Here is a 23,905-nt window from a genome sequence, read left to right as displayed (position 1 = left end):
AATCAAAGGTTTGCAGCGGCAAGGGCACGCAGCGTCAGTTTCCCTGGCAGCCCGCCGGCCATTCGCCCTACAGATCAGGGTCTTCGGCGCCGCTATAGATGTCCGAATCCTTGTACAAATCGTGCATATGACGCACCAGCACCATGATCACCGCCGCCACCGGCAGTGCCAGCAGGATCCCGGTGAAGCCGAACAACTCGCCCCCCGCCAGGATCGCGAAGATCACCGCCACCGGATGCAGGCCAATACGATCGCCCACCAGCAGCGGTGTCAGGACCATGCCCTCCAGGGCCTGACCGACCATGAACACCGCGACGATGCCCACCATCGGGTACAGGTCGCCGCCGAACTGGAACAATCCGGCGATCAATGCCGCGCCAATACCAATCACAAAACCCATGTACGGCACGATGGCGGCCAGGCCGGCGATCATGCCGATCAACAACCCCAGCTCCAACCCCACCAGCATCAGCCCGGCCGCGTAGATAAACCCAAGGGCCACCATTACCAGCAACTGCCCGCGTACGAACGCCCCCAACACTTCGTGGCATTCGAAGGTCAAGGTCATGATGCGTTCTTCACGGTGACGCGGCAACAGACTGCGGATCTTCGCCATCATCAGGTCCCAGTCCCGCAGCAGATAGAAGGCCACGACCGGAATCAACACCAGGTTCGCCAGCCAGCCGATCAACGCCAGGCCCGAGGCCGTGGCCTGGCTCAACACCACGCCGACGATGTCGGTGGTCTGGCCCATGTGCTCGCTGATAGCCGCCTTGACCTTGTCGAACTTCCAGAAACCGTCCGCCAACCCCAGCTTCGACTGCACCCACGGCACCGCGCTGTGCTGCAACCAATCGAGCATCTGCGGCGCCAATTCGTACAGGCGCACCAGTTGCTTGGCGAGCATCGGGATCAGCACCAGCAACAGTGCGCTCACAATCAAGGTGAACAGCGCAAACACCGTCACCACGCCCCAGGTCCGCGACAGGCCGAGTTTTTCCAGGCGATCCACCACCGGGTCGAACAGATAGGCCAACAGCAGCGCAACCAGGAACGGCGTCAGGATCGGATGCAGCAAATAGATAAGCGCAATCAGCAGGGCAACCCCGCCCAACCAGAACCAACGCCGCGTATCGCCCATGAACCACTCCTAGCTATATAAAGAAAGAAAACCTACCAGCGGAACCGCAGATTGGCTGCCGGCGCCGGCACAGGTGCCGCAACCGGGGCCGAGCCATCGGCAGCGGGCGGCGCCACTGGCACTGGCGCGACGGCCTCGCCAGGCGGGATCTCCTGCAGTTTCGCCAGGGCCAACTGCGCCTTCAGTTGTTCGGCACTGCCGTTGACCCGATAGACGATCCGGTCGCCTTCAACCCGCTGCAACTGCCCACCGAACGGTTCGAGCAGGTGTCCAAGTGCCGCGTAACGCTCCAGATTCATGCCCTGCACTTCCAGCAGTTGCTCGGTGGCCACGCCCGGCTTGGTGACGAAACGCGGCGCCAGGCGCTGGCTCACCGCGAGCATGACCGCGTCGGCCAGGGCCGCAGGATTGGCACCCTGGGCAGTGCCCTGCTCGCGTTGATCGCCCAGCCACAAGCGCCAGGTGCCGTGCCACTGTCCGCCCTCTTCCTTGGCATGGACCGCCAGCAAGGCGTCTGTCGCGTAGCGCTCCGAGGCATCACGCAAAGGCGCCGGGTCGCTGCCTTCCAGGTTAGGTGCGGTGGCAACGATCTGCTCGCTCAAGTCCGCCAGCGGCAGGTGCAATGCCAGCCCCCGATGCTGGGCGGCACGCCGCAATGGCGAGGCGCTGGCCTGGCCATCGCCCACCAGGCTGGAGCCCTCGACCGAGTCGTTCAGCCACCAGCCCAGGATCGATGGGCGGTTCGCGCTCCACAGCGACAACCCTGCCGAACGCAATGCCCGGTCGGTGCTCGCCGGATCGAAGTCCACTTTGAGGCTTTCCGGCGGACCCGCGTCGTAGCCATATTGAAGAATGATCTGCTGCGGGTCCTGGCGCAGCGCCGCCAACCCGGGATTCTGGGCAGCCTTGGCGTCGCCGGTCAGGCGCAGCACCAGCGTATCCAGGGCGCGCTGCGTCGCCTGGTTGCGCTCCTCTGGTGTCTGGCTGGCAACCGGTTCGAGCACCTGATAGAGACCATTGACGGTTTCGGCATGGCTCGCCAGGCTGATCAGCGACAAGCAGCTCACGGACAAGAATTTGAAAAAACGCATGGAAGATTCCCGGACATAACGGCTGGAACAGGCCGTGTGAAGAAGATTGAGCATGGCTGTGACCACAGCACCCGGCAAAACATTCACACACCCGGTGGAAGTTTCGCACGGTCATCACCATAACCGGTTACCGATACACCTTATACAGACGCGCTACGCAGTACCAATATAAGAAATATCGGTTTTTTTCCGTGGATATGTCCCTGCCCGTCGGCGCGAGGATGGCCGCTGCCCCTCAAGCCTGATAAAATCGCGCGCCTTCGCAGACCGGCAATGGCTGGGCTCCCGGAATAATTCGTACAACGGTTATTCAATGGCCCCGGCGTCGGTCGTTACCCAGAAATCCCCCCTAAAGGCCTGGATCATGAGCAAGCAACCCTCCCTGAGCTACAAGGACGCCGGTGTAGACATCGACGCCGGTGAAGCATTGGTCGAACGCATCAAGAGCGTCGCCAAGCGCACTGCGCGTCCGGAAGTCATGGGCGGCCTGGGCGGTTTCGGCGCCCTCTGCGAGATCCCGGCCGGCTACAAGCAACCGGTGCTGGTCTCGGGCACTGACGGCGTCGGCACCAAGCTGCGCCTGGCCCTGAACCTGAACAAGCACGACAGCATCGGCATCGACCTGGTGGCCATGTGCGTGAACGACCTGGTGGTCTGCGGCGCCGAGCCGCTGTTCTTCCTCGACTACTACGCCACCGGCAAACTGAACGTCGACACCGCCGCCCAGGTCGTCACCGGCATCGGCGCTGGCTGTGAGCTGTCCGGCTGCTCCCTGGTCGGCGGCGAAACCGCTGAAATGCCTGGCATGTACGAAGGCGAAGACTACGACCTGGCCGGCTTCTGCGTCGGCGTCGTGGAAAAGGCCGAGATCATCGATGGCTCGAAAGTCGCCGCTGGCGATGCCCTGCTCGCCCTGCCGTCCTCCGGCCCGCACTCCAATGGCTACTCGCTGATCCGCAAGATCATCGAAGTCTCGGGTGCCGACATCGAAAACACCCAGCTCGATGGCAAGCCACTGGCCGACCTGCTGATGGCCCCGACCCGAATCTACGTCAAGCCGCTGCTCAAGCTGATCAAGGACACCGGCGCCGTCAAGGCCATGGCCCACATCACCGGTGGTGGCCTGCTGGACAACATCCCGCGCGTGCTGCCAAAAGGCGCCCAGGCCGTGGTCGACGTGGCGAGCTGGACCCGCCCGGCGGTGTTCGACTGGCTGCAAGAGAAAGGCAACGTCGATGAAACCGAAATGCACCGCGTGCTGAACTGCGGCGTGGGCATGGTCATCTGCGTGGCCCAGGAGCACGTCGAGACGGCCCTGAACGTCTTGCGTGAAGCCGGCGAGCAGCCTTGGGTCATCGGCCAGATCGCTACCGCGGCCGAAGGCGCTGCACAAGTCGAGCTGCAAAACCTTAAGGCGCACTGATGTCCGCAACCTGTGACGTGGTGGTGCTGCTGTCCGGCACCGGCAGTAACTTGCAGGCCTTGATTGACAGCACACGGACCGGCGACAGCCCGGTCCGTATCCGCGCGGTGATTTCCAACCGCGCCGATGCCTACGGCCTGCAACGCGCCAAGGAGGCGGGTATCGACACCCGCGTCCTGGATCACACGGCGTTCGAGGGCCGCGAAGCCTTCGACGCCGCGCTGATCGAGCAAATCGACACCTTCAATCCGCATCTGGTGGTACTGGCCGGTTTCATGCGCATCCTCAGCGCCGGCTTCGTGCGTCACTACCAGGGCCGCCTGTTCAATATCCATCCCTCGCTGCTGCCCAAATACAAAGGGTTACACACTCACCAGCGGGCGCTGGAGGCCGGAGACACGGAGCACGGCTGCTCTGTGCACTTTGTCACCGAGGAACTCGATGGCGGACCACTGGTCGTACAGGCAGTAATACCGGTAGAGTTGCACGACACGCCGCAAAGCCTGGCGCAACGGGTTCACGCCCGCGAGCACCAGATCTACCCGATGGCCGTGCGTTGGTTTGCCGAAGGAAGGCTGACCCTCGACGATCGCGGTGCCTCACTGGACGGCCAGTTGCTCGCCGCCAGCGGCCATTTGATTCGACACTAGGAGATTTTATGCGTCGCGCCCTGCTCTTCGCTTGCGCTCTGCTTGCCCTGCCCTTGGCACAGGCTTCGGAACTACAACCGTTCTCCGCCAGCTACACTGCCGACTGGAAACAGCTGCCCATGAGCGGCACCGCCGAGCGCAGCCTGACCAAGGAAGCCAACGGCACCTGGAAGCTGAGCTTCAAGGCTTCGATGATGATCGCCAGCCTGACCGAAGAAAGCACCCTGACCCTGGACAAGGACACGCTGTTGCCACAGTCCTACCACTTCGAACGCGGCGGGCTGGGCAAGGCCAAGAAGGCCGACCTGGACTTCGACTGGAACACCAAGATGGTCACCGGCACCGATCGCGGCGACGCGGTCAAGCTGCCGCTCAACCGTGGCATGGTCGATAAATCCACTTACCAGTTGGCCCTGCAACACGACGTGGCCGCCGGCAAGAAAAGCATGAGCTACCAGGTCGTCGATGACGGCGAAGTCGATACCTATGACTTCCGCGTGCTGGGCTCGGAAAAGGTCGCCACCAAGGCCGGCCAGATCGACGCGATCAAGGTCGAGCGCGTGCGCGACCCGACACAAAGCAAACGCATCACCGTGCTCTGGTTCGCCAAGGACTGGGATTACCTGCTGGTGCGCCTGCAACAGGTTGAGACCGACGGCAAGGAGTACAACATCATGCTCCTGGACGGTACGGTCAATGGCAAGGCTGTGAAAGGCAGCTGATCGAGGTGAACACCTAGAAGCCCCGCAAATGCGGGGCTTTTTAATGCCTGGATTTCAAGCCCACCACACGCCCTCTGTAGGAGCGAGCTTGCTCGCGATAGCGGTGTATCAGTTAGCGGTGACGCCGTTTGTGAAGCCATCAAAGAGTGCAAGATCGCCCTCATCGAAGAGAAACATTAAAAACGCGGTAACAAACAGAAGTTAAATATACAGAAGTCAAAACATCAACTTTTCAGTTAGGAAGCAAGTGCAGCGCCCCTCTTAAACCAAATGATTTCTGGCTTAGTCCGCCCCATAGGCACGCCAAACGACAACGCAACTCAATTTTCCGTCTTGATATTCACTCGCTAGGTTTTTTTCTACAAGCATAACCCCCCTAACTATAATTGAACCTTCCGCGGAATCCTTCAGCTCTCTGAGATTTATCCGGCGAGTCGTAGTAGGATGAACAATTGTTTTTATCAAAAAATACCAGTCATGACCCGCTTCATTGCATTGTTTATTATCAAATCGTATCCGTGTAGTCGAAGGCATATTTTCAAGCGCAAAATACCTTGCCTCATCATTCTTACAAGAGGTACTGGCCATATTAAAACGTTGCGGATCAGGCGCTGTATTACTAATTGTCAATGCACATGACTTTCCCCCTCCATCCTCGTCTGCAGATAGTTTAATGACTCCCGTTGGCATATCTGCCTGCATTGATGAGTTAATATCTACGCAGCCGGCTATAAGCATAAATCCAATAAATATCACCTTGGAAATATTCATCATATGACCCCTTTGATTGCCACCCTGCCATGGACGTCCATGACTGGTTCATCTCGAAAATAAACCAAGCGCAGTCGACCATCGCCCAACCACATTCCGCCACTCCGCGCTGGATAAAAGTAAACAGGGTTTTGGGGAGTGAGGTAACTGTCAGAGTTGACAGGTGTGCCGAAAAAAATGTGTTGTAGGCATACCATTCGTCGAGCCTGGCCTGCTGCGACAAAATGATATTTTTTTCATGAAAAACACCTGCGACCGAACGCCGCGCACCGCCTGGCCTGCAGGATTGTTGCGATTTTCATGAAAACTTCTTAACGGGCCCAGGCATTTACTTAGCACGCTACCAAAATCTATAACAAAGACCTGCACACGCCTTGCTGCAGATAACAGAGATTGGAGCTTGCAAGATGACTGTGAAAGTAACTGAACGCGACGACGCCCATATGTCCCACGAAGGCATTGCCGCCGGTATCCGGATCTGGGATGTGCATCAACAGGATCTGCTGGTGGGGATGTTCCACTCCGAGACGGATGCCCATAGTTACAAGGCTGAGCTGGAGCGCGAAGAAAGGTTGCGCTCGCGTGAGATGGCAGAATCCTGAACGACACGGAACCCTGTGGCGAGGGAGCTTGCTCCCGCTGGGCTGCGTAGCAGCCCTTTTTTGTGAGCGCTTCGCACTCAAGCGGGAGCAAGCTCCCTCGCCACAGTTTGTTTTAGGTTGCCGGTCCTACCACATCAAATCATCAGGAATCTGATACGCCGCGTACGGATCATCGGCATCCACTTCTTCGGTCTGGGTGTTGAGCTGGACGATGCGCTGGGGGTCACGCTCCTGGATCTTCAGGGCCGCCTCGCGCGGGATCACTTCGTAGCCGCCGGCATGGTGGACAATTGCCAGCGAGCCACTGCTCAGCTTGTTGCGCATCAACGTATTGACCGAGATGCGCTTGACCTTCTTGTCGTCGACGAAGTTGTAATAGTCCTCAGTGGTCAGCTTCGGCAGGCGCGAGACTTCGATCAATTGCTTGATCTGCGCGGCACGGGCCTTCTGCTCGACCTTTTCCTGCTGCTGACGGTTGAGTTCCTGGTCGCGCTTGACCTTCTCGGCCATGGCTTCCTGGGCCGCGCGTTGCTGTGAATCATCCTGTTCGATCTGGCCTTTATGGACCAGGCGCTGCTGTTTCTGTTTCTCTTTGCCGACCTGCTTGGCCTGCTTTTGGTTGACCAGCCCTGCTTTGAGCAACTGGTCGCGAAGGGAAAGGCTCATGGTGCTTACTCACTTAGGCAACGGCCTCAGCCACAGCTGGGCAAATTCTTTTCCTGACGTTTGGCTTCGCCCCACAAGGCGTCCAACTCTTCGAGGGTGCAATCTTCCATGGGACGGTGGGTGTCGCGCAATGCCTGTTCGATAAATCGGAAGCGTCTTTCGAATTTCCCGTTGGCGCCACGCAGGGCGGTTTCCGGGTCGACCTTCAGATGGCGGGCCAGGTTTACCACGCTGAACAGCAGGTCGCCGATCTCATCGCTGATGGCGGCGGGATCATTGTCAGCCATCGCCTCGAGGACTTCGTCCAGCTCTTCCCGGACCTTGTCGAGCACCGGCAACGGGCCTGGCCAGTCGAAACCGACCTGACCGGCACGCTTTTGCAGCTTCGCCGAGCGGGATAACGCCGGCAGGGCCGCCGGCACATCGTCGAGCAACGACAATTGCTCCGGTGCCGAGGCTTTCTCAGCACGCTCCTCGGCCTTGATTTCCTCCCAGCGCTGCTTGACCTGCTCTTCGCTCAGGCGCGGCGTGTCCACGGGCGCATACAGGTCACCGCTAGGGAACACGTGGGGATGGCGGCGGATCAGCTTGCGGGTGATGCTGTCGACCACGCCGGCGAATTCGAAACGGTTTTCTTCCAGGGCCAGCTGGCTGTAATACACCACCTGAAACAACAGGTCGCCCAACTCGCCCTGCAAGTGATCGAAGTCGCCGCGTTCGATTGCATCGGCCACTTCGTAGGCTTCTTCCAGGGTATGGGGGACGATGGTCGCGTAGGTTTGCTTGATGTCCCACGGGCAACCGTATTGCGGGTCGCGCAGGCGGTTCATCAGGTGGAGCAGGTCTTCAAGGCTGTACATTAATCCGTCTCATCACACAAAACACTGTGGGAAGTAACCCAATGAGAGCAAGCCTGTGGAAGCAGGTCTGTGGGAGCAAAGCTTGCTCGCGATTGAGGTGGTGGACCAACCTATGTCGAGACTGATCCACCGCTATCGCGAGCAAGCTTTGCTCCCACAAGCCCGCTCCCACCCACATTAGTGGATAGCGATCACCCCGGCGTCCGGTTACGCCGGGTCTCGATGATGTTCGGCAACTGGGAAATCCGCCCCAGCAACCGCCCCAGCGCATCCAGCCCCGGGATCTCGATGGTCAGGGACATCAGCGCGGTGTTGTCTTCCTTGTTCGAACGGGTGTTGACCGCCAGCACGTTGATCCGCTCGTTCAGCAACACCTGGGACACGTCACGCAGCAGACCGGAGCGGTCGTAGGCGCGGATGACGATGTCCACCGGGTAGGTGAGCACCGGCACCGGGCCCCAGCTGACCTGGATGATCCGTTCCGGCTCGCGACCGGCCAGTTGCAGCACCGAGGCACAGTCCTGGCGGTGGATGCTCACGCCACGGCCCTGGGTGATGTAGCCGACGATCGCATCCCCCGGCAATGGCTGGCAGCAGCCCGCCATCTGGGTCATCAGGTTGCCGACGCCCTGGATCTGGATATCGCCGCGCTTGCCCGGCTTGTAGCCGGTGGCCTTGCGCGGGATCAATTCCAGTTGTTCGTTGCCACGCTCCGGCTCCACCAGTTGCTGGGCCAGGTTGACCAACTGCGCCAGGCGCAGATCGCCAGCACCGAGGGCGGCAAACATGTCCTCGGCGGTTTTCATGTTGGCTTTTTCGGCCAGCTTGTCGAAGTCCACCTGCGGCAGGCCCAGGCGTCCCAGTTCACGCTCAAGCAAGGTCTTGCCGGCGGCGACGTTCTGGTCGCGGGCCTGCAATTTGAACCAGTGGACGATTTTCGCCCGCGCCCGCGAGGTGGTGATGTAGCCCAGGTTCGGGTTCAGCCAGTCGCGGCTCGGCGTGCCGTGCTTGCTGGTGATGATCTCGACCTGTTCACCGGTCTGCAGGCTGTAGTTGAGCGGTACGATCCGCCCATTGATCTTGGCGCCACGGCAGTTGTGGCCGATCTCGGTGTGGACCCGATAGGCGAAGTCCAGCGGCGTCGCGCCCTTGGGCAGGTCGATGGCGTGGCCGTCAGGGGTGAAGATGTAGACCCGGTCCGGCTCGATATCCACCCGCAACTGTTCGGCCAGGCCGCCGATGTCACCCAGCTCCTCATGCCACTCGAGCACCTGGCGCAGCCAGGAGATTTTCTCTTCGTAGTGGTTGGACCCGGACTTGACGTCGGTGCCCTTGTATTTCCAGTGGGCGCAGACGCCCAGTTCGGCTTCCTCGTGCATGGCATGGGTGCGGATCTGCACTTCCAGTACCTTGCCCTCGGGGCCGATCACCGCAGTGTGCAGCGAGCGATAGCCGTTTTCCTTGGGGTTGGCGATGTAGTCGTCGAACTCCTTGGGAATGTGCCGCCACAAGGTGTGGACGATCCCCAGCGCGGTGTAGCAGTCGCGCATTTCCGGGACCAGTACGCGAACGGCGCGAACGTCGTAGATCTGGCTGAATTCCAGGCCCTTGCGCTGCATTTTGCGCCAGATCGAGTAGATGTGCTTGGCCCGGCCACTGATGTCGGCTTCGACGCCGGTGGCCTGCAATTCTTCGCGCAACTGGGTCATCACATCGGTGATGAAGCGCTCGCGATCCAGGCGCCGCTCATGCAACAGCTTGGCGATCTGCTTGTACTGGTCGGGCTCCAGGTAGCGGAAGGACAGGTCCTCCAGCTCCCACTTGATGTGACCGATGCCGAGACGGTGGGCCAGGGGTGCATAGATGTCGAACACCTCCCGGGCGACGCGATTGCGTTTTTCGTCATCGGCGGACTTCACGGCGCGGATGGCGCAGGTGCGTTCGGCCAGCTTGATCAGCGCGACACGCACGTCGTCGACCATCGCCACCAACATCTTGCGCAGGTTTTCCACCTGCCCCTGGGTGCCCAGCACCATGGACTGGCGCGGACTGAGGCTGGCGCTGATGGCGGCCATGCGCAGCACGCCGTCGATCAACTTGGCCACCACCGTGCCGAAGCGCTGGCTGACCATCGGTAGCTGGATCTGCCCTTCGCGCACGCCGCGGTACAGCACCGCCGCCACCAGCGAGTCCTGGTCGAGCTTGAGGTCCGCGAGAATTTCGGCGATCTCCAGGCCCGTCTGGAAACTCGAGGTGCCTTCGGACCACAGGTTCTTCGCCGCGTTATGTTGCTGCTCCGCCTCACGAGCGAACTCGCAGGCGGCCTTCAAGGCTTCGCGATCCAGAGCCATGTCGACACTGACGGCATGATCGAGCCAAGCCTCGAGATTGATACTGCCGTCGGTGTTGATCGGCTGGTGTGCTCTCACCTGTACCATCTTTACTTACCTTCCCTACGACGCAGATTCAATGCGTCAACTTCGCTGACCTTCGTGCCCGTGTTTGCGCCCAGGGCTGTGGCGGGTTCGCACGAACGGGTCAGTCGGACAAGCCATCCTGGCTCGCTTCAAATAACGCCATGGCCTCGACATGTGCCGTTTGAGGAAACATATCGAGAATCCCGGCACGTTTTAACCGGTAGCCCTGCTTGATCAGTTCGACCGTATCCCGGGCCAAAGTTGCCGGGTTGCACGATACATAAACCAGCCGTCTGGCCCCCAGGGACGACAGCTTGCGTACCACCTCGAAAGCACCGTCACGGGGTGGGTCCAAGAGTACCGCAGAAAAGCCCTCGCCGATCCATTGGGCATCAGCCAGAGGCTGGGATAAATCGGCCTGAAAAAAGGCAGTGTTATTCAAATTGTTGCTGACGGCATTGGCCGTCGCACGATCCACCATGGTCTGCACGCCTTCGACGGCCACCACCTGGCGCACGCTTTGGGCCAGCGGCAAGGCAAAGTTGCCCAGGCCGCAGAACAGATCCAGCACCCGTTCCTCGGATCGCGGCGCCAGCCATTGCAAGGCCTGGGCGATCATCGCCTCGTTGACCCCGGCGTTCACCTGGATGAAATCCCCGGGCCGGTAAGCCAGCTCCAGGCCCCAGGTTTCCAGGCGATAACCCAAGGTTTGCCCGGGATCGACCGGTTTTGGCTCGCCTTCGCCATGCAGCCACAACTGGGCTTCATGAAACGTGCAGAAGTCCTTGAGGATCGTCAGGTCGGCCTCCGACAGCGGCGCCATATGGCGCAGCAATACCGCGAGGGACGAACCGGCGAACAACTCCACATGCCCCAGCGCCTGGGGTTTGCCCAAGCGTCTGAGCATCTCCGGCAAGCGGCTCATGATCGGCTGCAAGGGCTGTACCAGCACCGGGCAATCACCGATGGCAACGATATCCTGGCTGCCGGCCGCGCGAAAACCCACTTCGAGTTTTTTCGCTTTCTGGTCCCAACGCACCGCCACCCGGGCGCGACGTCGATAACCGAACTCCGGCCCGCTCAACGGCGCGGCCCATTCTTGCGGCTCCACCCCGGCCACCCGCGACAACTGCTCGGCGAGCATGCGCTGTTTCAGGGCGAGTTGTTCGACATGGGGCAAATGTTGGACGCTGCAACCGCCGCAACGACCGGCATGGATGCACGGCGCCGCGCGACGCAGCTCACTGGACAGGAACACCCGCTCGGTACGCGCCTCGACCACTTTGCCATGGGCACCGAGCACCCGCGCCTCGACTTCTTCGCCGGCCAGGGCGCCGATGACAAACCAGGTGCGCCCGTCGACAAAAGCGATGCCCCGGCCATCGTTGGCCAGGCGCTCGATGGTCAAGCGCTGCTTTTTACCGGTGGGCACTTGCGGGGCCCGGCTTCCGCCGCTGGGCTGGAAGCGCAAGCCTCTTTCTTGCTTGGCCATCAGTTGGGCGCGTCGAAAATGCCGGTCGACAGGTAACGGTCGCCACGGTCGCAGATGATCGCGACGATCACCGCATTTTCAACTTCCTTGGACAGGCGCAGCATCCCCGCCACGGCACCGCCCGAAGACACGCCGCAGAAGATGCCTTCTTCGCGAGCCAGGCGACGGGTCACGTCCTCGGCTTCGCTCTGGGCCATGTCGATGATGCGGTCCACACGCTCGGCCTGGTAGATCTTCGGCAGATACGCCTCGGGCCAGCGACGAATACCGGGAATGGCCGCGCCTTCCATCGGTTGCAGGCCGATGATCTGCACGTTGGGGTTCTGTTCCTTCAAGTAACGCGAGGTGCCCATGATGGTGCCGGTGGTGCCCATCGAGCTGACGAAATGGGTGATGGTGCCGTCGGTCTGGCGCCAGATCTCCGGGCCGGTGGTGGTGTAGTGGGCCTCGGGATTGTCGCCGTTGGCGAACTGATCCAGCACCTTGCCACGCCCCTCGGCCTGCATGCGCTCGGCCAGGTCCCGGGCGCCTTCCATGCCTTCTTCCTGAGTCACCAGGATCAACTCGGCACCGTAGGCCGTCATCGCGGCCTTGCGCTCGGCGCTGGAGTTGTCGGGCATGATCAGGATCATCTTGTAGCCCTTGATCGCCGCCGCCATCGCCAGGGCGATGCCGGTGTTGCCGGAGGTCGCCTCAATCAGCGTATCGCCGGGCCGGATCTGCCCGCGCAATTCGCCACGGGTAATCATCGACAGCGCCGGCCGGTCCTTGACCGAACCCGCCGGGTTATTCCCTTCGAGCTTGAGCAAAAGCGTATTGGTGGTCTCGCCGGGCAAGCGTTGCAAACGGACCAGCGGAGTGTTGCCGACGCAATCGGCGATGGTGGGGTACTGCAGAGTCATGGCGTATTCGCAATCCGGACTGCGGGGGCGCCTATCATACCGGCAAACCCGACGCGGCCATATCACGCAAAGTGTGGTCGTTATGGCTTATGGGAATAAGCGAGCCCAAGTGGCACGACTGAGCTCGCTTCCGACTGTCGGCGTAGGACTGCAGCCTTTTGCGAATGCCTGGGAGCTAGAAGGCTGAAACTCATCGCTCAGATTGCGAACATGATCGATGACCCAAGCTTGATGGGGACCTTCACATGGAGCCCCCCTTATCCTCAACTTCCTAACCTATACCCTCTGGACATCAAATACCCCATCAACCTTTTGGTGATCCGAGGTCTTCACATCAAAATGACCTTTGTACTTGCTTTTCGTCTCGATGGTGTCAAGGGTCAAGGCTCCGGTTGCTGCCGTTCCCTGGTAACCGTGGAACGCCATATATATCCAGATACCATGTTCCTTGATCTCATAGATACCAGGCGCTATCAGTGAGTTGAACTGCACGATGACGATATCCCCCCCTATGATTCCCACAATGGAGTGACCGGGTTGATCCAGGATATGAACATCCTCGGTTTTCGTAACCTGCCCATTAAGCGTGATGATTATTGAACCTTTTGCATCCAGCCTAGGAGCAGCCGTTACGGCTTTTACTCTTTCTTCTGCACTCATGGCACTCATATTGTTTCTCCTGATGCGCTTATCACTCAATGCCTCATGCCGAGCGCACTTGCCGAGCGGCACAGCCAGTGGCCTTGAGTTTGCTAAAAACCTGGCTGACGTGCATGTCCCAGGCTACATCTGGAACTGGCCCCATCTGCCACTCGAACCTATATAATCCGAACGTCAAATACCCCTTCCATTTTCCGGCGGTCGATAGTTTTGACATCGAAACTACCTTTGTATCGTTTTTGTGGCACGAGTTGTCTCAAGAGTTAAAGCTCCCGTTTTTCCGACCCCTTCATATTCGCTATAGTCGACCTCTATCCAGAGTCTATATCTTTCAATTTCATAGGTCCCTGGATCTACTAGAAGATGAAACTCCACTACAACTCCACCCTGCCCTATATAACTCAACGACACCGAGCTTAAACAACGGAAAGAAAACGACACCTGTCAGGATTGACAGTCCCGACCAATGGTCAATAGCGAGCCGGAAGTGACAAATGGTGGCTGCCTACCCGGATCATCGCTAGTTTGACCCCAGACGCCAGCGCCGTTTATCGCCGTGGACAATTGCCCAGCAGTACGGATGCGCGGCAGGCATGAATTTACGAAGATCGCCCGCCCGCAAATCGCTACACTGCGCACTTAATGCGTGCCGGATGCGCGCACAGCTCAATCAGACCGCTGGATGCAGGAGACAAGTGTGCTCAAGAAACTGGGAATCAAAGGCCGCGTGTTGTTGCTGACCCTGTTGCCGACCAGCCTGATGGCGCTGGTCCTGGGCGGCTATTTCACTTGGATGCAGCAAGCGGACCTGCACGCCCAGTTGCTGCAACGGGGCGAGATGATCGCCGAACAGCTCGCGCCGCTGGTCGCCCCGGCCATGAGCCGCCAGGACAGCGATTTGCTGGAGCGCATCGCGACGCAGTCCCTCGAAGAGACGGATGTACGCGCCGTCACCTTCCTCGCCCCCGACCGCGCACCGCTGGCCCACGCCGGCCCGACCATGCTCAACCGGGCGCCGGAGGGCAACAATGCGCAATTGCTGCAACGCACCGGCAACGACGCCACGCGCTATCTGTTGCCGGTATTCGGCAAGCACCGCAACCTGGCGGGCGAATTGATTCCCGAAGAAGCCGACCGCCTGCTGGGCTGGGTCGAGCTGGAGTTGTCCCATAGCAATATGTTGCTGCGCGGTTATCGCAGCCTGTTCGCCAGCCTGCTGCTGATCGCCGCCGGCCTGTGCCTGACCGCGCTGTTGGCCTTGCGCATGGGCCGCACGATCAACCGCCCGCTGAGCCAGATCAAGCAAGCCGTGGCGCAACTCAAGGACGGCCACCTGGAAACCCGCCTGCCACCGCTGGGCAGCCAGGAACTGGATGAACTGGCGTCGGGCATCAATCGCATGGCCAGTACCTTGCAGAACGCCCAGGAAGAATTGCAGCACAGCATCGACCAGGCCACCGAAGATGTGCGCCAGAACCTGGAAACCATCGAGATCCAGAACATCGAGCTGGACCTGGCCCGCAAGGAAGCCCTGGAAGCGAGCCGGATCAAATCCGAATTCCTGGCGAACATGAGCCATGAAATCCGCACGCCACTCAACGGCATCCTCGGGTTTACCCACTTGTTGCAAAAAAGCGAATTGACCCCGCGCCAGCTCGACTACCTGGGCACCATCGAGAAATCCGCCGACAGCCTGCTGGGGATCATCAACGAGATCCTCGACTTTTCGAAGATCGAGGCCGGCAAGCTGGTGCTCGACAGCATTCCGTTCAACCTGCGGGACCTGCTGCAGGACACCTTGACCATCCTCGCCCCCGCCGCCCACGCCAAGCAGCTGGAACTGGTGAGCCTGGTCTACCGGGACACACCACTGTCGCTGGTGGGTGATCCGCTGCGCCTCAAGCAAATCCTGACCAACCTGGTGAGCAACGCCATCAAGTTCACCCGCGAGGGCACCATCGTCGCCCGAGCCATGCTCGAAGACGAGCACGAAGACAGCGTGCAGTTGCGTATCAGCATCCAGGACACCGGCATCGGCCTGTCCAACCAGGATGTGCGTGCCCTGTTCCAGGCGTTCAGCCAGGCTGACAACTCGCTGTCGCGGCAACCGGGAGGCACCGGGCTCGGCCTGGTGATTTCCAAGCGTCTGGTGGAACAGATGGGCGGGGAGATCGGTGTCGACAGCACACCGGGCGAAGGCTCGGAGTTCTGGATCAGCCTGCGCCTGCCCAAGACCCGTGACGATGCCGAGGACCTGCCCGGCCCACCGTTGCTGGGCCGGCGTGTAGCGGTGCTGGAGAATCACGAGCTGGCCCGCCAGGCCTTGCAGCACCAGCTCGAAGACTGCGGCCTGCAAGTGACGCCGTTCAATACCCTGGAGAGCCTGACCAACGGCATCACCGTCGCCCACCAGACCGATCAGGCGATCGACCTGGCCGTGCTGGGCATCACCAGCAACGACATGCCGCCGGAGCGCCTCAACCAGCACATCTGGGACCTCGAGCACCTGGGCTGCAAAGTGCTGGTGCTGTGCCCCACCACCGAACAGACCCTGTACCACCTCTCGGTGCCCAACCCTCACAGCCAGCTGCAGGCCAAGCCGGCCTGCACCCGCAAGTTGCGCCGCGCGCTTTCCGACCTGGTCAACCCGCGCCCGGCCCGCAGCGAACCCAACGAGCCAATTTCCAGCCGGGCCCCGAAAGTGCTCTGCGTGGATGACAATCCGGCCAATCTGCTGCTGGTGCAGACCCTGCTCGAAGACATGGGTGCCAAGGTGCTAGCGGTGGAAAGCGGCTACGCGGCGGTCAAGGCCGTGCAGAAGGAAACCTTCGACCTGGTCTTGATGGACGTGCAGATGCCCGGCATGGACGGCCGCCAAAGCACCGAGGCGATCCGCCAGTGGGAAAGCGAGCGGCATTGCACGCCGCTGCCGATCGTCGCCCTCACCGCCCACGCCATGGCCAACGAAAAGCGCGCCCTGCTGCAAAGCGGCATGGATGACTACCTGACCAAACCCATCAGCGAGCGGCAACTGGCCCAGGTGGTGCTCAAATGGACCGGCCTGGCCCTGCGCAACCAGTCACCGGAACGCAGCGGCGATGCCCAGGGCGGCAGCGAACTGCTGGTGCTCGATCACGAGGAAGGCCTGCGCCTGGCCGCCGGCAAGGCCGACCTGGCGGCGGACATGCTGGCAATGTTGCTGGCCTCCCTGGAAGCCGATCGCGAAGCGATCCGCCAGGCCAGCGAGGCCAACGATCACAACGCCCTGATCGAACGCGTCCACCGCCTGCACGGTGCGACGCGCTACTGCGGCGTACCGCAATTGCGTGCGGCCTGCCAGCGCAGCGAAACCCTGCTCAAGCAACAAGATCCCAAGGCCGCCGCCGCCCTGGAAGAATTGGAGCGGGCCATCAACCGCCTGGCCAGCGAGGCGCGCATCAGTGCCTGATCCAGAGCAAGATCCTGGGAGCCGGATTGGCTGAAAATCCAGGTTCCGATCCCGGACCGTACGGGCTTGTTTTTTTATGCCAGGAGGCCGCCATGCGCGTCATTTTTTTCAGCAGCCAGACCTACGATCGCGACAGTTTCATCCAGGCGTCGGCGCCCACGGGCCTTCAACTGCACTTCCAGCCCGCCCGCCTGGACCTGGACACCGTGGCCCTGGCCGAACGGCATGAAGTGGTGTGCGCCTTCATCAACGATGACCTCAGTGCCCCGGTGCTGGAGCAGTTGGCCGAAGGCGGCACGCGGCTGATCGCCCTGCGCTCGGCCGGCTACAACCATGTCGACCTGCTCGCCGCCAAGCGCCTGGGCTTGAGCATCGTCCGGGTGCCCGCCTACTCGCCCCATGCCGTGGCCGAACATGCCGTGGCGTTGATCATGGCCCTCAATCGCTGCCTGCATCGCGCCTACAACCGCACCCGGGACGGCAATTTCAGCCTCCATGGGTTGACCGGGTTCGACCTGGTGGGCAAGACAGTAGGCGTGATTGGCACCGGACAGATCGGCGCGACGTTCGCACGGATCATGGCCGGCTTCGGCTGCCAGTTACTGGCCTACGACCCCTACCCCAACCCGCAGGTCGAAGCTTTGGGCGCTCGCTACCTGCCCTTGGCCGATCTGCTGACGCAAGCACAGATCATCAGCCTGCACTGTCCACTGAACGAACAGAGCCGGCACCTGATCAACGCCCAATCGCTTGCCGCGATGCAGCACGGTGCCATGCTGATCAACACCGGGCGCGGTGGCCTGGTGGACACACCGGCCTTGATCGAGGCGTTGAAAAGCGGCCAGTTGGGCTACCTGGGCCTGGATGTCTACGAGGAAGAAGCCCAGCTGTTTTTCAAGGACCGCTCCGACCTGCCCTTGCAGGATGACGTGCTGGCACGGCTGTTGACCTTTCCCAACGTGATCGTCACTGCCCACCAGGCGTTCCTGACCCATGAAGCCTTGGCGGCAATTGCCATGACCACCCTGGACAACATCGCCGCCTGGGCAGCCGGCACGCCGCAAAACCTGGTCGACGGCTAACCCGTTCTACCAGCCAACACATAACCCCTGTGGGAGCGAGCCTGCTCGCGATGGCGGTAGATCAATCAGCATTAATATCGACTGACACACCGCTATCGCGAGCAGGCTCGCTCCCACAGTGGATTTCGTCGCCTGACCTGCATCCGAACGATCCAAAGCCATGCCCCGTGCTAGCATGTCGCGCCTATTTGGAGGACCCATGGCCGAACACGATTTCCGCTACACCCTGATGAACCCCCAGCACACCTTGACTGAAGTCCGCGGGCTGACACCGGGCCGCTACCAGGTCACCGGCAATGGCGGTTCGATCCAGGTCAATGATGTGTTGCTCGTCACGCTCAAGGGCAGCAAGGACTTGTCCATGCGCCTGACCGTGGACACCGTGCGGCACCTGCTCAAGCCCATGGGCCAATGGACCGCCATGACCACCGGCCCGGTGTTCGGCGAACTGGCGATCCACACTTGGCAGGTCAACTGCGACAGCTGCGCCAAGGAGCTGAGCTTCGAATTCGCCGTTGATGCCAAGCTCGGCGTCAAGGCCGAAAAACCGGCCGCCACCGCACGGATCGCCGAACTGGGCTGGACCACCGTGGGTGAAAAACACCTGTGCCCGAAATGCCGGGAAGCCGCCTGATGAAACGTTTGGCCCTGTGCGCGTCGATCGGCATGAGCCTGATGGGGTGTGCCGCTGAACCTGTGCAGTTGCAACATAACCGCAGCTACATCCTGGAGTGGATCGGTGAGCGACCATTGATGGACTACAGCCACCTGACCATCACCCTTGGGGATGACGGACGTGCCTATGGCAACGGCGGCTGCAACCATTGGTTCGCGCCCTACACCCTGGAAGGCCACCGTTTGAGCTTCGGCAAGATCGGCAGCACGCGCAAACTCTGTGCCCCAGCGGTAATGGAGCAAGAAACGCGCTTCTTGCAGGCCCTGGAAAAGGTCGAACGCTGGGACATCTCGCCCATCGAGCAGATGCGCTTCTGGCCGGCCCAGGGCAAGCCGCTGCGTTGGTGGCTGGAAGAAGGCTGAGGCTATTGCTGAGCCTGGCCAGAACCCTGTGGCGAGGGATTTATCCCCGCTGGGCTGCGTAGCAGCCCCCTGCGCACCGTCTGACGCACCGCAGTGGCAAATAAATCTTTGGGCCGCTTCGCGGCCCAGCGGGGATAAATCCCCTCGCCACAGGGTGCTACTTCGCAACCAGAGTGTTATTTGAGCACCTGCAACGCCTCAAGCTTGGCCATCACCCCGGCCGCCGTCTGTTCCCCCAGCAGTTGCTCGCGCACCTTGCCCTGGTTATCGATGATGTACGTCACCGGCAGCCCTTCGCTGCGAGGCAGGTCGAAGATCTCCGCCGGATCCCGCGCCAATACCGTGAAGCGAATCCCCATCTTGTCGCTGGCACTCTTGAGTTCTTCGCCCTGCACTTGGTCGAAGTTGACCCCGAACACACCGACGTTGCGGCCCTTGAGCTGTTCGGCCAAGGCATTGAATTCCGGGATTTCGGTACGGCACGGTGCGCACCATTCGGCCCAGTAGTTGAGCACCACCCACTGTTTGTCCAGTCGCTGCGAGGCAATGGCCTGACCGTTCTGGTCCACGCCGTAGTCGTTCCCGCAGCCGGCGAGCAACAAAATGCCGATGAATGTCAGTGCCGCCGTCAATCGCCTTGCCATGTGCCAATCCTTGTCTGAATGTGAACGCTGCTGCGACCCGTCGCCTCTCTCACGTGCTAGGGGCTTCGCAGCACAGTAGAATAGCCGCCACCTTACGCAAGATGCGACCCGCTCATGACCGATCTGACGCTTTACCACAACCCGCGCTGCTCGAAATCCCGCGGTGCGCTGGAACTGTTGGAGGCCCGTGGCCTGACACCTACCGTGGTCCGCTACCTGGAAACCCCGCTCGACGCCGCGCACCTGGAGCGCCTGCTGGGCAAGCTCGGCCTCACCGCCCGGCAATTGCTGCGCACCGGCGAGGACGAATACAAAGACTTGAACCTGGCCGACGAAAGCCTGAGCCAGGCCCAGTTGATCGCAGCCATCGCCGCCCACCCGAAGCTCATGGAACGGCCGATTCTGGAAGCTGGGGAAAAGGCCATGATCGGCCGTCCGCCGGAGAAAATCCTGGAGATCCTGCCGTGACCACGCCATACATCCTGGTGTTGTATTACAGCCGCAGCGGCTCCACCAACGAAATGGCCCGGCAGATCGCCCGTGGTGTCGAGCAGGCCGGGCTGGAAGCCAGGTTGCGTACGGTCCCGGCGATTTCTGCCGAGTGCGAAGCGGTTTCGCCGGACATCCCTGAACAAGGCCCGCTCTACGCCAGCCTCGATGACCTGAAGCACTGCGCAGGCCTGGCCTTGGGCAGCCCGACCCGGTTCGGCAACATGGCCGCGCCACTCAAGTACTTTCTCGACGGCACCAGCAACCTGTGGCTGACCGGTGCGCTGGTGGGTAAACCGGCCGGGGTGTTCACCTCCACCGCGAGCCTGCACGGCGGCCAGGAAACCACCCTGCTGTCGATGATGCTGCCGCTGTTGCATCACGGCATGCTGATCACCGGCCTGCCCTACAGCGAATCGGCCCTGATCGACACCCAGGGCGGTGGCACGCCCTACGGCCCGAGCCATCACGCCGGGGCCGACGGCAAAAGCGGCTTGAACGAACATGAAGTGGCCCTGTGCCGCGCCTTGGGTTTGCGCCTGGCGAAAACCGCCCTGTTGCTGGAGAACGGCCGTGGCTAAGAAGCCCAAGATCCTGCCTTCGATCCAATGGCTGGAACCGCGCGTACGCATCGCCCGCGCGCTCAGCCTGCTGTGCTTTTTCGGCCTGGTGGGGTTGCTCAGCGCGTACTACCTGCTGATCGCCGACCTGCACGGCGCGCGCCCCTGGGTGATTCTGCTGATCGAGTTGGTACCGCTGCTGATACTCGCGCCAGGCATGCTCACCGGTAGCGCCCGCGGACACTCGTGGATGTGCTTCGTGGTGAATTTGTATTTCATCAAGGGCGCACTGGCGGCCTATGACCCGAACCGACAGCTGTTCGGCGTGTTGGAGATGGTGGCGAGCGTCGCGGTGTTCTGCTCGGCCTTGCTGTATGTGCGTTGGCGATTCCAGCTGAACCGACGGCTGGCGGGCGAAGGCGATATCGGCGTCGCCGGGTGAACCGCTATCGCGAGCAAGCTCGCTCCCACAGGGGATTTGAGGGGTTCACAAATCCAGTGTGGGAGCGAGCCTGCTCGCGATAGGCGCGACGCGGTCTCAATGATTCACTGTGTAAGCCAACATCATCGATATCTGTGACATCGGCCGCCCACCACTCTCTTCATGCCACTGGTTGAAGGCATTCTGCACCGTCGCCAGGTCCCGCAGGCTGGTGGGGACTTTTTCGATGATGTCCTGGGCATTGAGCGCGGCCACGACGTCATAACTGGGGACAAAGGTGTCCTTGCCCATCATTCGCAAGAAGCGCGGCGCCGAGAGGCCGCCCAGTTGATGGCCGTGCTTTTTCAGGTAGGTCCACAGGCCGACGATATCGGTCACCGGCCAGTCGGCGACCAGCGCGCCGAAGCTGCCCTTCTCATGGGCCACGTCCAGTATCAATTGCGCGTTGCGCGGCACGCTCTTGAGCTTGCCCAGGTGGCGGATGATCCGCGCGTCCTGCATCAGCCGCTCCAGATGCTCGGCGCTCATCAGCACGACTTTCTCCGGGTCGAACTTGAAGAATACCTCTTCGAAGGCCGGCCACTTGGCGTCCACCAGGCTGTGCTTGAGCCCGGCGCGGAACACCCGCAGCGCCATGGTCGAGAGGTAGCGGTCGTCGCCGATCTTGCGCAGTTGCGCCGGGGTCTTGGGCACCGGCAGGTGGGCTTCCAGTTCAGCCGCCGAACCGAAGCGGTTCAGACAGTACTCGTGCAGCCACTTGTAATCGCGCATGCCCTCTCCTGGGGTCGGAAATGAAAACGGCGCTTGCGAGCGCCGTGGAATAGAGGCGTTGACAGCCTCAGAGGTTCACCACGTTGACGAACCGCGGCGTGGCGTTTTCGTCGATGCGCAGGTTAGCGAAGTCGAACAGGTTGCGGTCCGCCAGTTGCGACGGAATGACGTTCTGCAAGCCGCGGAAAATGCTCTCGGTACGACCCGGGGTCTTGCGTTCCCACTCCTGGAGCATCTCCTTGACCACCTGGCGTTGCAGGTTTTCCTGGGAGCCGCACAGGTTGCAGGGGATGATCGGGAATTGCTTGAAATCCGAATAGGCCTGGATGTCTTTCTCGCTGCAATAGGCCAGCGGGCGGATCACCACGTTGCGCCCGTCATCGGCGCGCAGCTTGGGCGGCATGGCCTTGAGCGAGCCGTTGTAGAACATGTTCAGGAAGAAGGTCTCGACGATGTCGTCGCGATGGTGCCCCAGGGCCATCTTGGTTGCGCCGATCTCGTCGGCGAAGGTGTAGAGCGTCCCGCGCCGCAGGCGTGAGCACAGCGAACAGGTGGTCTTGCCTTCGGGAATCAGTTCCTTGACCACCGAATAGGTGTCTTTCTCGACGATGTGATATTCCACGCCCAGCGACTCAAGGTAAGCCGGCAGCACATGCTCGGGGAACCCGGGCTGCTTCTGGTCCATGTTCACCGCAACGATGTCGAACTTGATCGGCGCAACCTTCTGCAAATGCATCAGCACATCGAGCAGGGTGTAGCTGTCCTTGCCGCCGGACAGGCAGACCATGACCTTGTCGCCGTCCTCGATCATGTTGAAATCGGCGACCGCCTCACCGGCCAGGCGGCGCAGGCGCTTTTGCAGTTTGTTCTGATTGACCGTAAGAGTGCCCATGACGCGAAATCCGTGAGGTGTGACGAAAGGCCGGCATTTTACGCAAAAAACCCAGGATTTGGCAGCGTCCCCTGTGGCGAGGGAGCTTGCTCCCGCTGGGTTGCGCAGCAACCCTTTGGGCTCGCCCTGTTGGCGTCTGCTTCGCAGCCGAGCGGGAGCAAGCTCCCTCGCCACAGGAAATCTCTTCGCCATAGGGGAGCGCACACAGATCACGTCGCGATTAGCCTGTTCCTTTACAGCGCGATTTGCTCTAAGCCCCCTATCCCATAGGGGATGAGTCCTTTCTATACTGCGGCATAAGGTCGCACACACTTACAGACCTTCACTTACCCGGCCATTTGGCCCGTAGGCGCTCCGTTGGGGGGCGATGGCAATAACAAAGGAGTGACTGACTATGATCCATCATGTCGTGGGGCTCTTTACCCACCCTGATCAAGAATGGAAAGACATCCGTGGCGATCAGGAGGAAAGCATCAGCCACATGTACCTCACCCACACGCTGATCCTGGCAGCTATTCCCGCGGTATCGGCATTCATCGGCACCACGCAGGTGGGATGGGTCATCGGCAATCGTCCACCGGTCATGCTCACCCAGGAAAGTGCGCTGTGGATGACCGTCATGTCATACCTGGCCATGTTGGGCGGTGTGGCAGTGATGGGCGCCTTCATCCACTGGATGGCCCGTACCTATGACGCCAATCCGAGCCTGGCCCGTTGCGTCGCATTCGCCACCTACACCGCGACACCTTTGTTCATCGGCGGCCTGGCGGCGCTCTACCCGCACATGTGGCTGGGGATGATCGTCGGCACGGCGGCGATCTGCTACACGGTCTACCTGCTGTATGTGGGCTTGCCGACGTTCATGAACATTCCCCAGGACGAAGGTTTTCTGTTTTCCAGTTCGGTGCTCGCCGTCGGCCTGGTGGTGCTGGTGGCCATCATGGCGTTCACGGTCATCGTCTGGGGGCTGGGCGTCGGCCCGGTCTATACCAATTGAAGGATTGAAACGGTCCCGAAAGTACCCTCCAATAAAAAAGCAGGATCTGCCGACACAGGCCGCCGCAAGGCGGCCTTCCTGTGTATGAGCCGCTCGAAACGACCATTGGGCGCCTGGACGATTCGCAACGGCCGACGCTTGCGGC

At 61.0% G+C, this 23,905-nt stretch carries 24 protein-coding genes; 12 read left to right on the top strand and 12 right to left on the bottom strand.

All coding sequences use genetic code 11. The annotated features are described in order from the left end of the window. Positions 1-67 precede the first annotated feature (67 nt). Both KI237_RS07340 and KI237_RS07335 read right to left on the bottom strand, forming a co-directional pair. Positions 68-1,141 carry an AI-2E family transporter gene (locus KI237_RS07340; protein ID WP_212799391.1) on the bottom strand — a complete coding sequence of 358 codons (1,074 nt, stop codon included), beginning with the start codon at positions 1,139-1,141 and terminating at the stop codon, positions 68-70. Positions 1,142-1,173: 32 nt separating this feature from the next. Next, a complete protein-coding gene (locus KI237_RS07335; protein ID WP_212799390.1) occupies positions 1,174-2,232 on the bottom strand; it encodes a DUF2066 domain-containing protein in 1,059 nt (352 codons plus the stop codon). A gap of 364 nt (positions 2,233-2,596) precedes the next feature. Here KI237_RS07335 and purM point away from each other — a divergent pair, with 364 nt between their 5' ends. Genes purM through KI237_RS07320 form a run of 3 tightly spaced genes read left to right on the top strand, consistent with a single transcriptional unit; the run spans position 2,597 to position 5,027 of the window. Beyond that, positions 2,597-3,655, top strand: a complete 1,059-nt coding sequence (gene purM / locus KI237_RS07330) for a phosphoribosylformylglycinamidine cyclo-ligase (protein WP_186728786.1) — start codon at positions 2,597-2,599, stop codon at positions 3,653-3,655. Continuing rightward, positions 3,655-4,305 (top strand): phosphoribosylglycinamide formyltransferase, encoded by a 651-nt coding sequence (gene purN / locus KI237_RS07325; RefSeq protein ID WP_212799389.1) that lies wholly within the window; start codon positions 3,655-3,657, stop codon positions 4,303-4,305. The genes purM and purN overlap by 1 nt, the downstream gene beginning before the upstream one ends. 8 nt (positions 4,306-4,313) lie before the next feature. Next, a complete protein-coding gene (locus KI237_RS07320; RefSeq protein WP_212799388.1) occupies positions 4,314-5,027 on the top strand; it encodes a DUF3108 domain-containing protein in 714 nt (237 codons plus the stop codon). A gap of 282 nt (positions 5,028-5,309) precedes the next feature. On the opposite strand, the gene KI237_RS07315 is transcribed toward KI237_RS07320, so the two are convergent. Beyond that, entirely contained in the window at positions 5,310-5,798 is a 489-nt protein-coding gene (locus tag KI237_RS07315; protein ID WP_212799387.1) for a hypothetical protein, read from the bottom strand. Positions 5,799-6,205: 407 nt separating this feature from the next. On the opposite strand from KI237_RS07315, the gene KI237_RS07310 reads away from it, so the two are divergent. Then, a complete protein-coding gene (locus KI237_RS07310; RefSeq protein WP_025215049.1) occupies positions 6,206-6,400 on the top strand; it encodes a hypothetical protein in 195 nt (64 codons plus the stop codon). Between the two features lie 126 nt (positions 6,401-6,526). On the opposite strand, the gene KI237_RS07305 is transcribed toward KI237_RS07310, so the two are convergent. The 6 genes from KI237_RS07305 to KI237_RS07280 form a co-directional block, all read right to left on the bottom strand. Continuing rightward, a complete protein-coding gene (locus KI237_RS07305; RefSeq protein WP_212799386.1) occupies positions 6,527-7,066 on the bottom strand; it encodes a DUF2058 domain-containing protein in 540 nt (179 codons plus the stop codon). Positions 7,067-7,092: 26 nt separating this feature from the next. Next, positions 7,093-7,926 carry a nucleoside triphosphate pyrophosphohydrolase gene (mazG, locus tag KI237_RS07300; protein WP_212799385.1) on the bottom strand — a complete coding sequence of 278 codons (834 nt, stop codon included), beginning with the start codon at positions 7,924-7,926 and terminating at the stop codon, positions 7,093-7,095. A 191-nt stretch (positions 7,927-8,117) separates the two neighbouring features. Next, entirely contained in the window at positions 8,118-10,364 is a 2,247-nt protein-coding gene (gene relA / locus KI237_RS07295; protein WP_212799384.1) for a GTP diphosphokinase, read from the bottom strand. A 100-nt stretch (positions 10,365-10,464) separates the two neighbouring features. Next, positions 10,465-11,835, bottom strand: a complete 1,371-nt coding sequence (gene rlmD / locus KI237_RS07290) for a 23S rRNA (uracil(1939)-C(5))-methyltransferase RlmD (protein ID WP_212799383.1) — start codon at positions 11,833-11,835, stop codon at positions 10,465-10,467. Then, positions 11,835-12,737: a cysteine synthase CysM gene (gene cysM, locus KI237_RS07285; protein ID WP_212799382.1), complete on the bottom strand. Its 903-nt coding sequence runs from the start codon at positions 12,735-12,737 to the stop codon at positions 11,835-11,837. Before cysM ends, rlmD begins: the two co-directional genes overlap by 1 nt. Before the next feature lie 276 nt (positions 12,738-13,013). Then, positions 13,014-13,406, bottom strand: coding sequence for a hypothetical protein (locus KI237_RS07280; RefSeq protein ID WP_212799381.1), 393 nt, complete (start codon positions 13,404-13,406; stop codon positions 13,014-13,016). A 688-nt stretch (positions 13,407-14,094) separates the two neighbouring features. On the opposite strand from KI237_RS07280, the gene KI237_RS07275 reads away from it, so the two are divergent. The 4 genes from KI237_RS07275 to KI237_RS07260 all read left to right on the top strand — a co-directional run bounded on the left by KI237_RS07275 (position 14,095) and on the right by KI237_RS07260 (position 18,965). After that, positions 14,095-16,845 carry a response regulator gene (locus tag KI237_RS07275; protein ID WP_212799380.1) on the top strand — a complete coding sequence of 917 codons (2,751 nt, stop codon included), beginning with the start codon at positions 14,095-14,097 and terminating at the stop codon, positions 16,843-16,845. A 92-nt stretch (positions 16,846-16,937) separates the two neighbouring features. After that, positions 16,938-17,927 (top strand): 2-hydroxyacid dehydrogenase, encoded by a 990-nt coding sequence (locus KI237_RS07270; RefSeq protein WP_212799379.1) that lies wholly within the window; start codon positions 16,938-16,940, stop codon positions 17,925-17,927. Positions 17,928-18,126: 199 nt separating this feature from the next. Continuing rightward, on the top strand, positions 18,127-18,561 hold the full coding sequence (locus KI237_RS07265; RefSeq protein WP_212799378.1) for a hypothetical protein: 435 nt from the start codon (positions 18,127-18,129) through the stop codon (positions 18,559-18,561). Further along, a complete protein-coding gene (locus KI237_RS07260) occupies positions 18,561-18,965 on the top strand; it encodes an META domain-containing protein (RefSeq protein WP_212799377.1) in 405 nt (134 codons plus the stop codon). The genes KI237_RS07265 and KI237_RS07260 overlap by 1 nt, the downstream gene beginning before the upstream one ends. Positions 18,966-19,141: 176 nt before the next feature. Here the strand turns inward: KI237_RS07260 and KI237_RS07255 are convergent, their stop codons facing one another. Beyond that, positions 19,142-19,609, bottom strand: coding sequence for a TlpA disulfide reductase family protein (locus tag KI237_RS07255; RefSeq protein WP_212799376.1), 468 nt, complete (start codon positions 19,607-19,609; stop codon positions 19,142-19,144). 114 nt (positions 19,610-19,723) lie between these two features. On the opposite strand from KI237_RS07255, the gene arsC reads away from it, so the two are divergent. Genes arsC through KI237_RS07240 form a run of 3 tightly spaced genes read left to right on the top strand, consistent with a single transcriptional unit; the run spans position 19,724 to position 21,100 of the window. Then, entirely contained in the window at positions 19,724-20,077 is a 354-nt protein-coding gene (gene arsC, locus KI237_RS07250) for an arsenate reductase (glutaredoxin) (protein ID WP_212799375.1), read from the top strand. Further along, the gene (wrbA, locus tag KI237_RS07245; RefSeq protein ID WP_103310752.1) at positions 20,074-20,679 is read left to right on the top strand and encodes an NAD(P)H:quinone oxidoreductase; all 606 of its coding nucleotides are present in this window, start codon (positions 20,074-20,076) and stop codon (positions 20,677-20,679) included. The genes arsC and wrbA overlap by 4 nt, the downstream gene beginning before the upstream one ends. Further along, entirely contained in the window at positions 20,672-21,100 is a 429-nt protein-coding gene (locus KI237_RS07240) for a DUF2069 domain-containing protein (RefSeq protein WP_212799374.1), read from the top strand. The genes wrbA and KI237_RS07240 overlap by 8 nt, the downstream gene beginning before the upstream one ends. 96 nt (positions 21,101-21,196) lie before the next feature. Here the strand turns inward: KI237_RS07240 and KI237_RS07235 are convergent, their stop codons facing one another. Next, complete coding sequence (locus KI237_RS07235; protein ID WP_212799373.1) at positions 21,197-21,871, bottom strand: DNA-3-methyladenine glycosylase I; 675 nt, start codon at positions 21,869-21,871, stop codon at positions 21,197-21,199. Between the two features lie 67 nt (positions 21,872-21,938). Then, on the bottom strand, positions 21,939-22,763 hold the full coding sequence (ttcA, locus tag KI237_RS07230; protein WP_212799372.1) for a tRNA 2-thiocytidine(32) synthetase TtcA: 825 nt from the start codon (positions 22,761-22,763) through the stop codon (positions 21,939-21,941). A 394-nt stretch (positions 22,764-23,157) separates the two neighbouring features. Between ttcA and KI237_RS07225 the strand changes: the two genes are divergently transcribed. After that, entirely contained in the window at positions 23,158-23,760 is a 603-nt protein-coding gene (locus tag KI237_RS07225) for a Yip1 family protein (RefSeq protein ID WP_212799371.1), read from the top strand. Positions 23,761-23,905: the final 145 nt, after the last annotated feature.

Origin of the sequence: Pseudomonas sp. St316 (assembly GCF_018325905.1) — a bacterium.
GTDB lineage: Bacteria > Pseudomonadota > Gammaproteobacteria > Pseudomonadales > Pseudomonadaceae > Aquipseudomonas.
The sequence above is the reverse complement of the archived record's forward strand: the minus strand, read 5'-3'. Positions and strand labels throughout refer to the sequence as shown.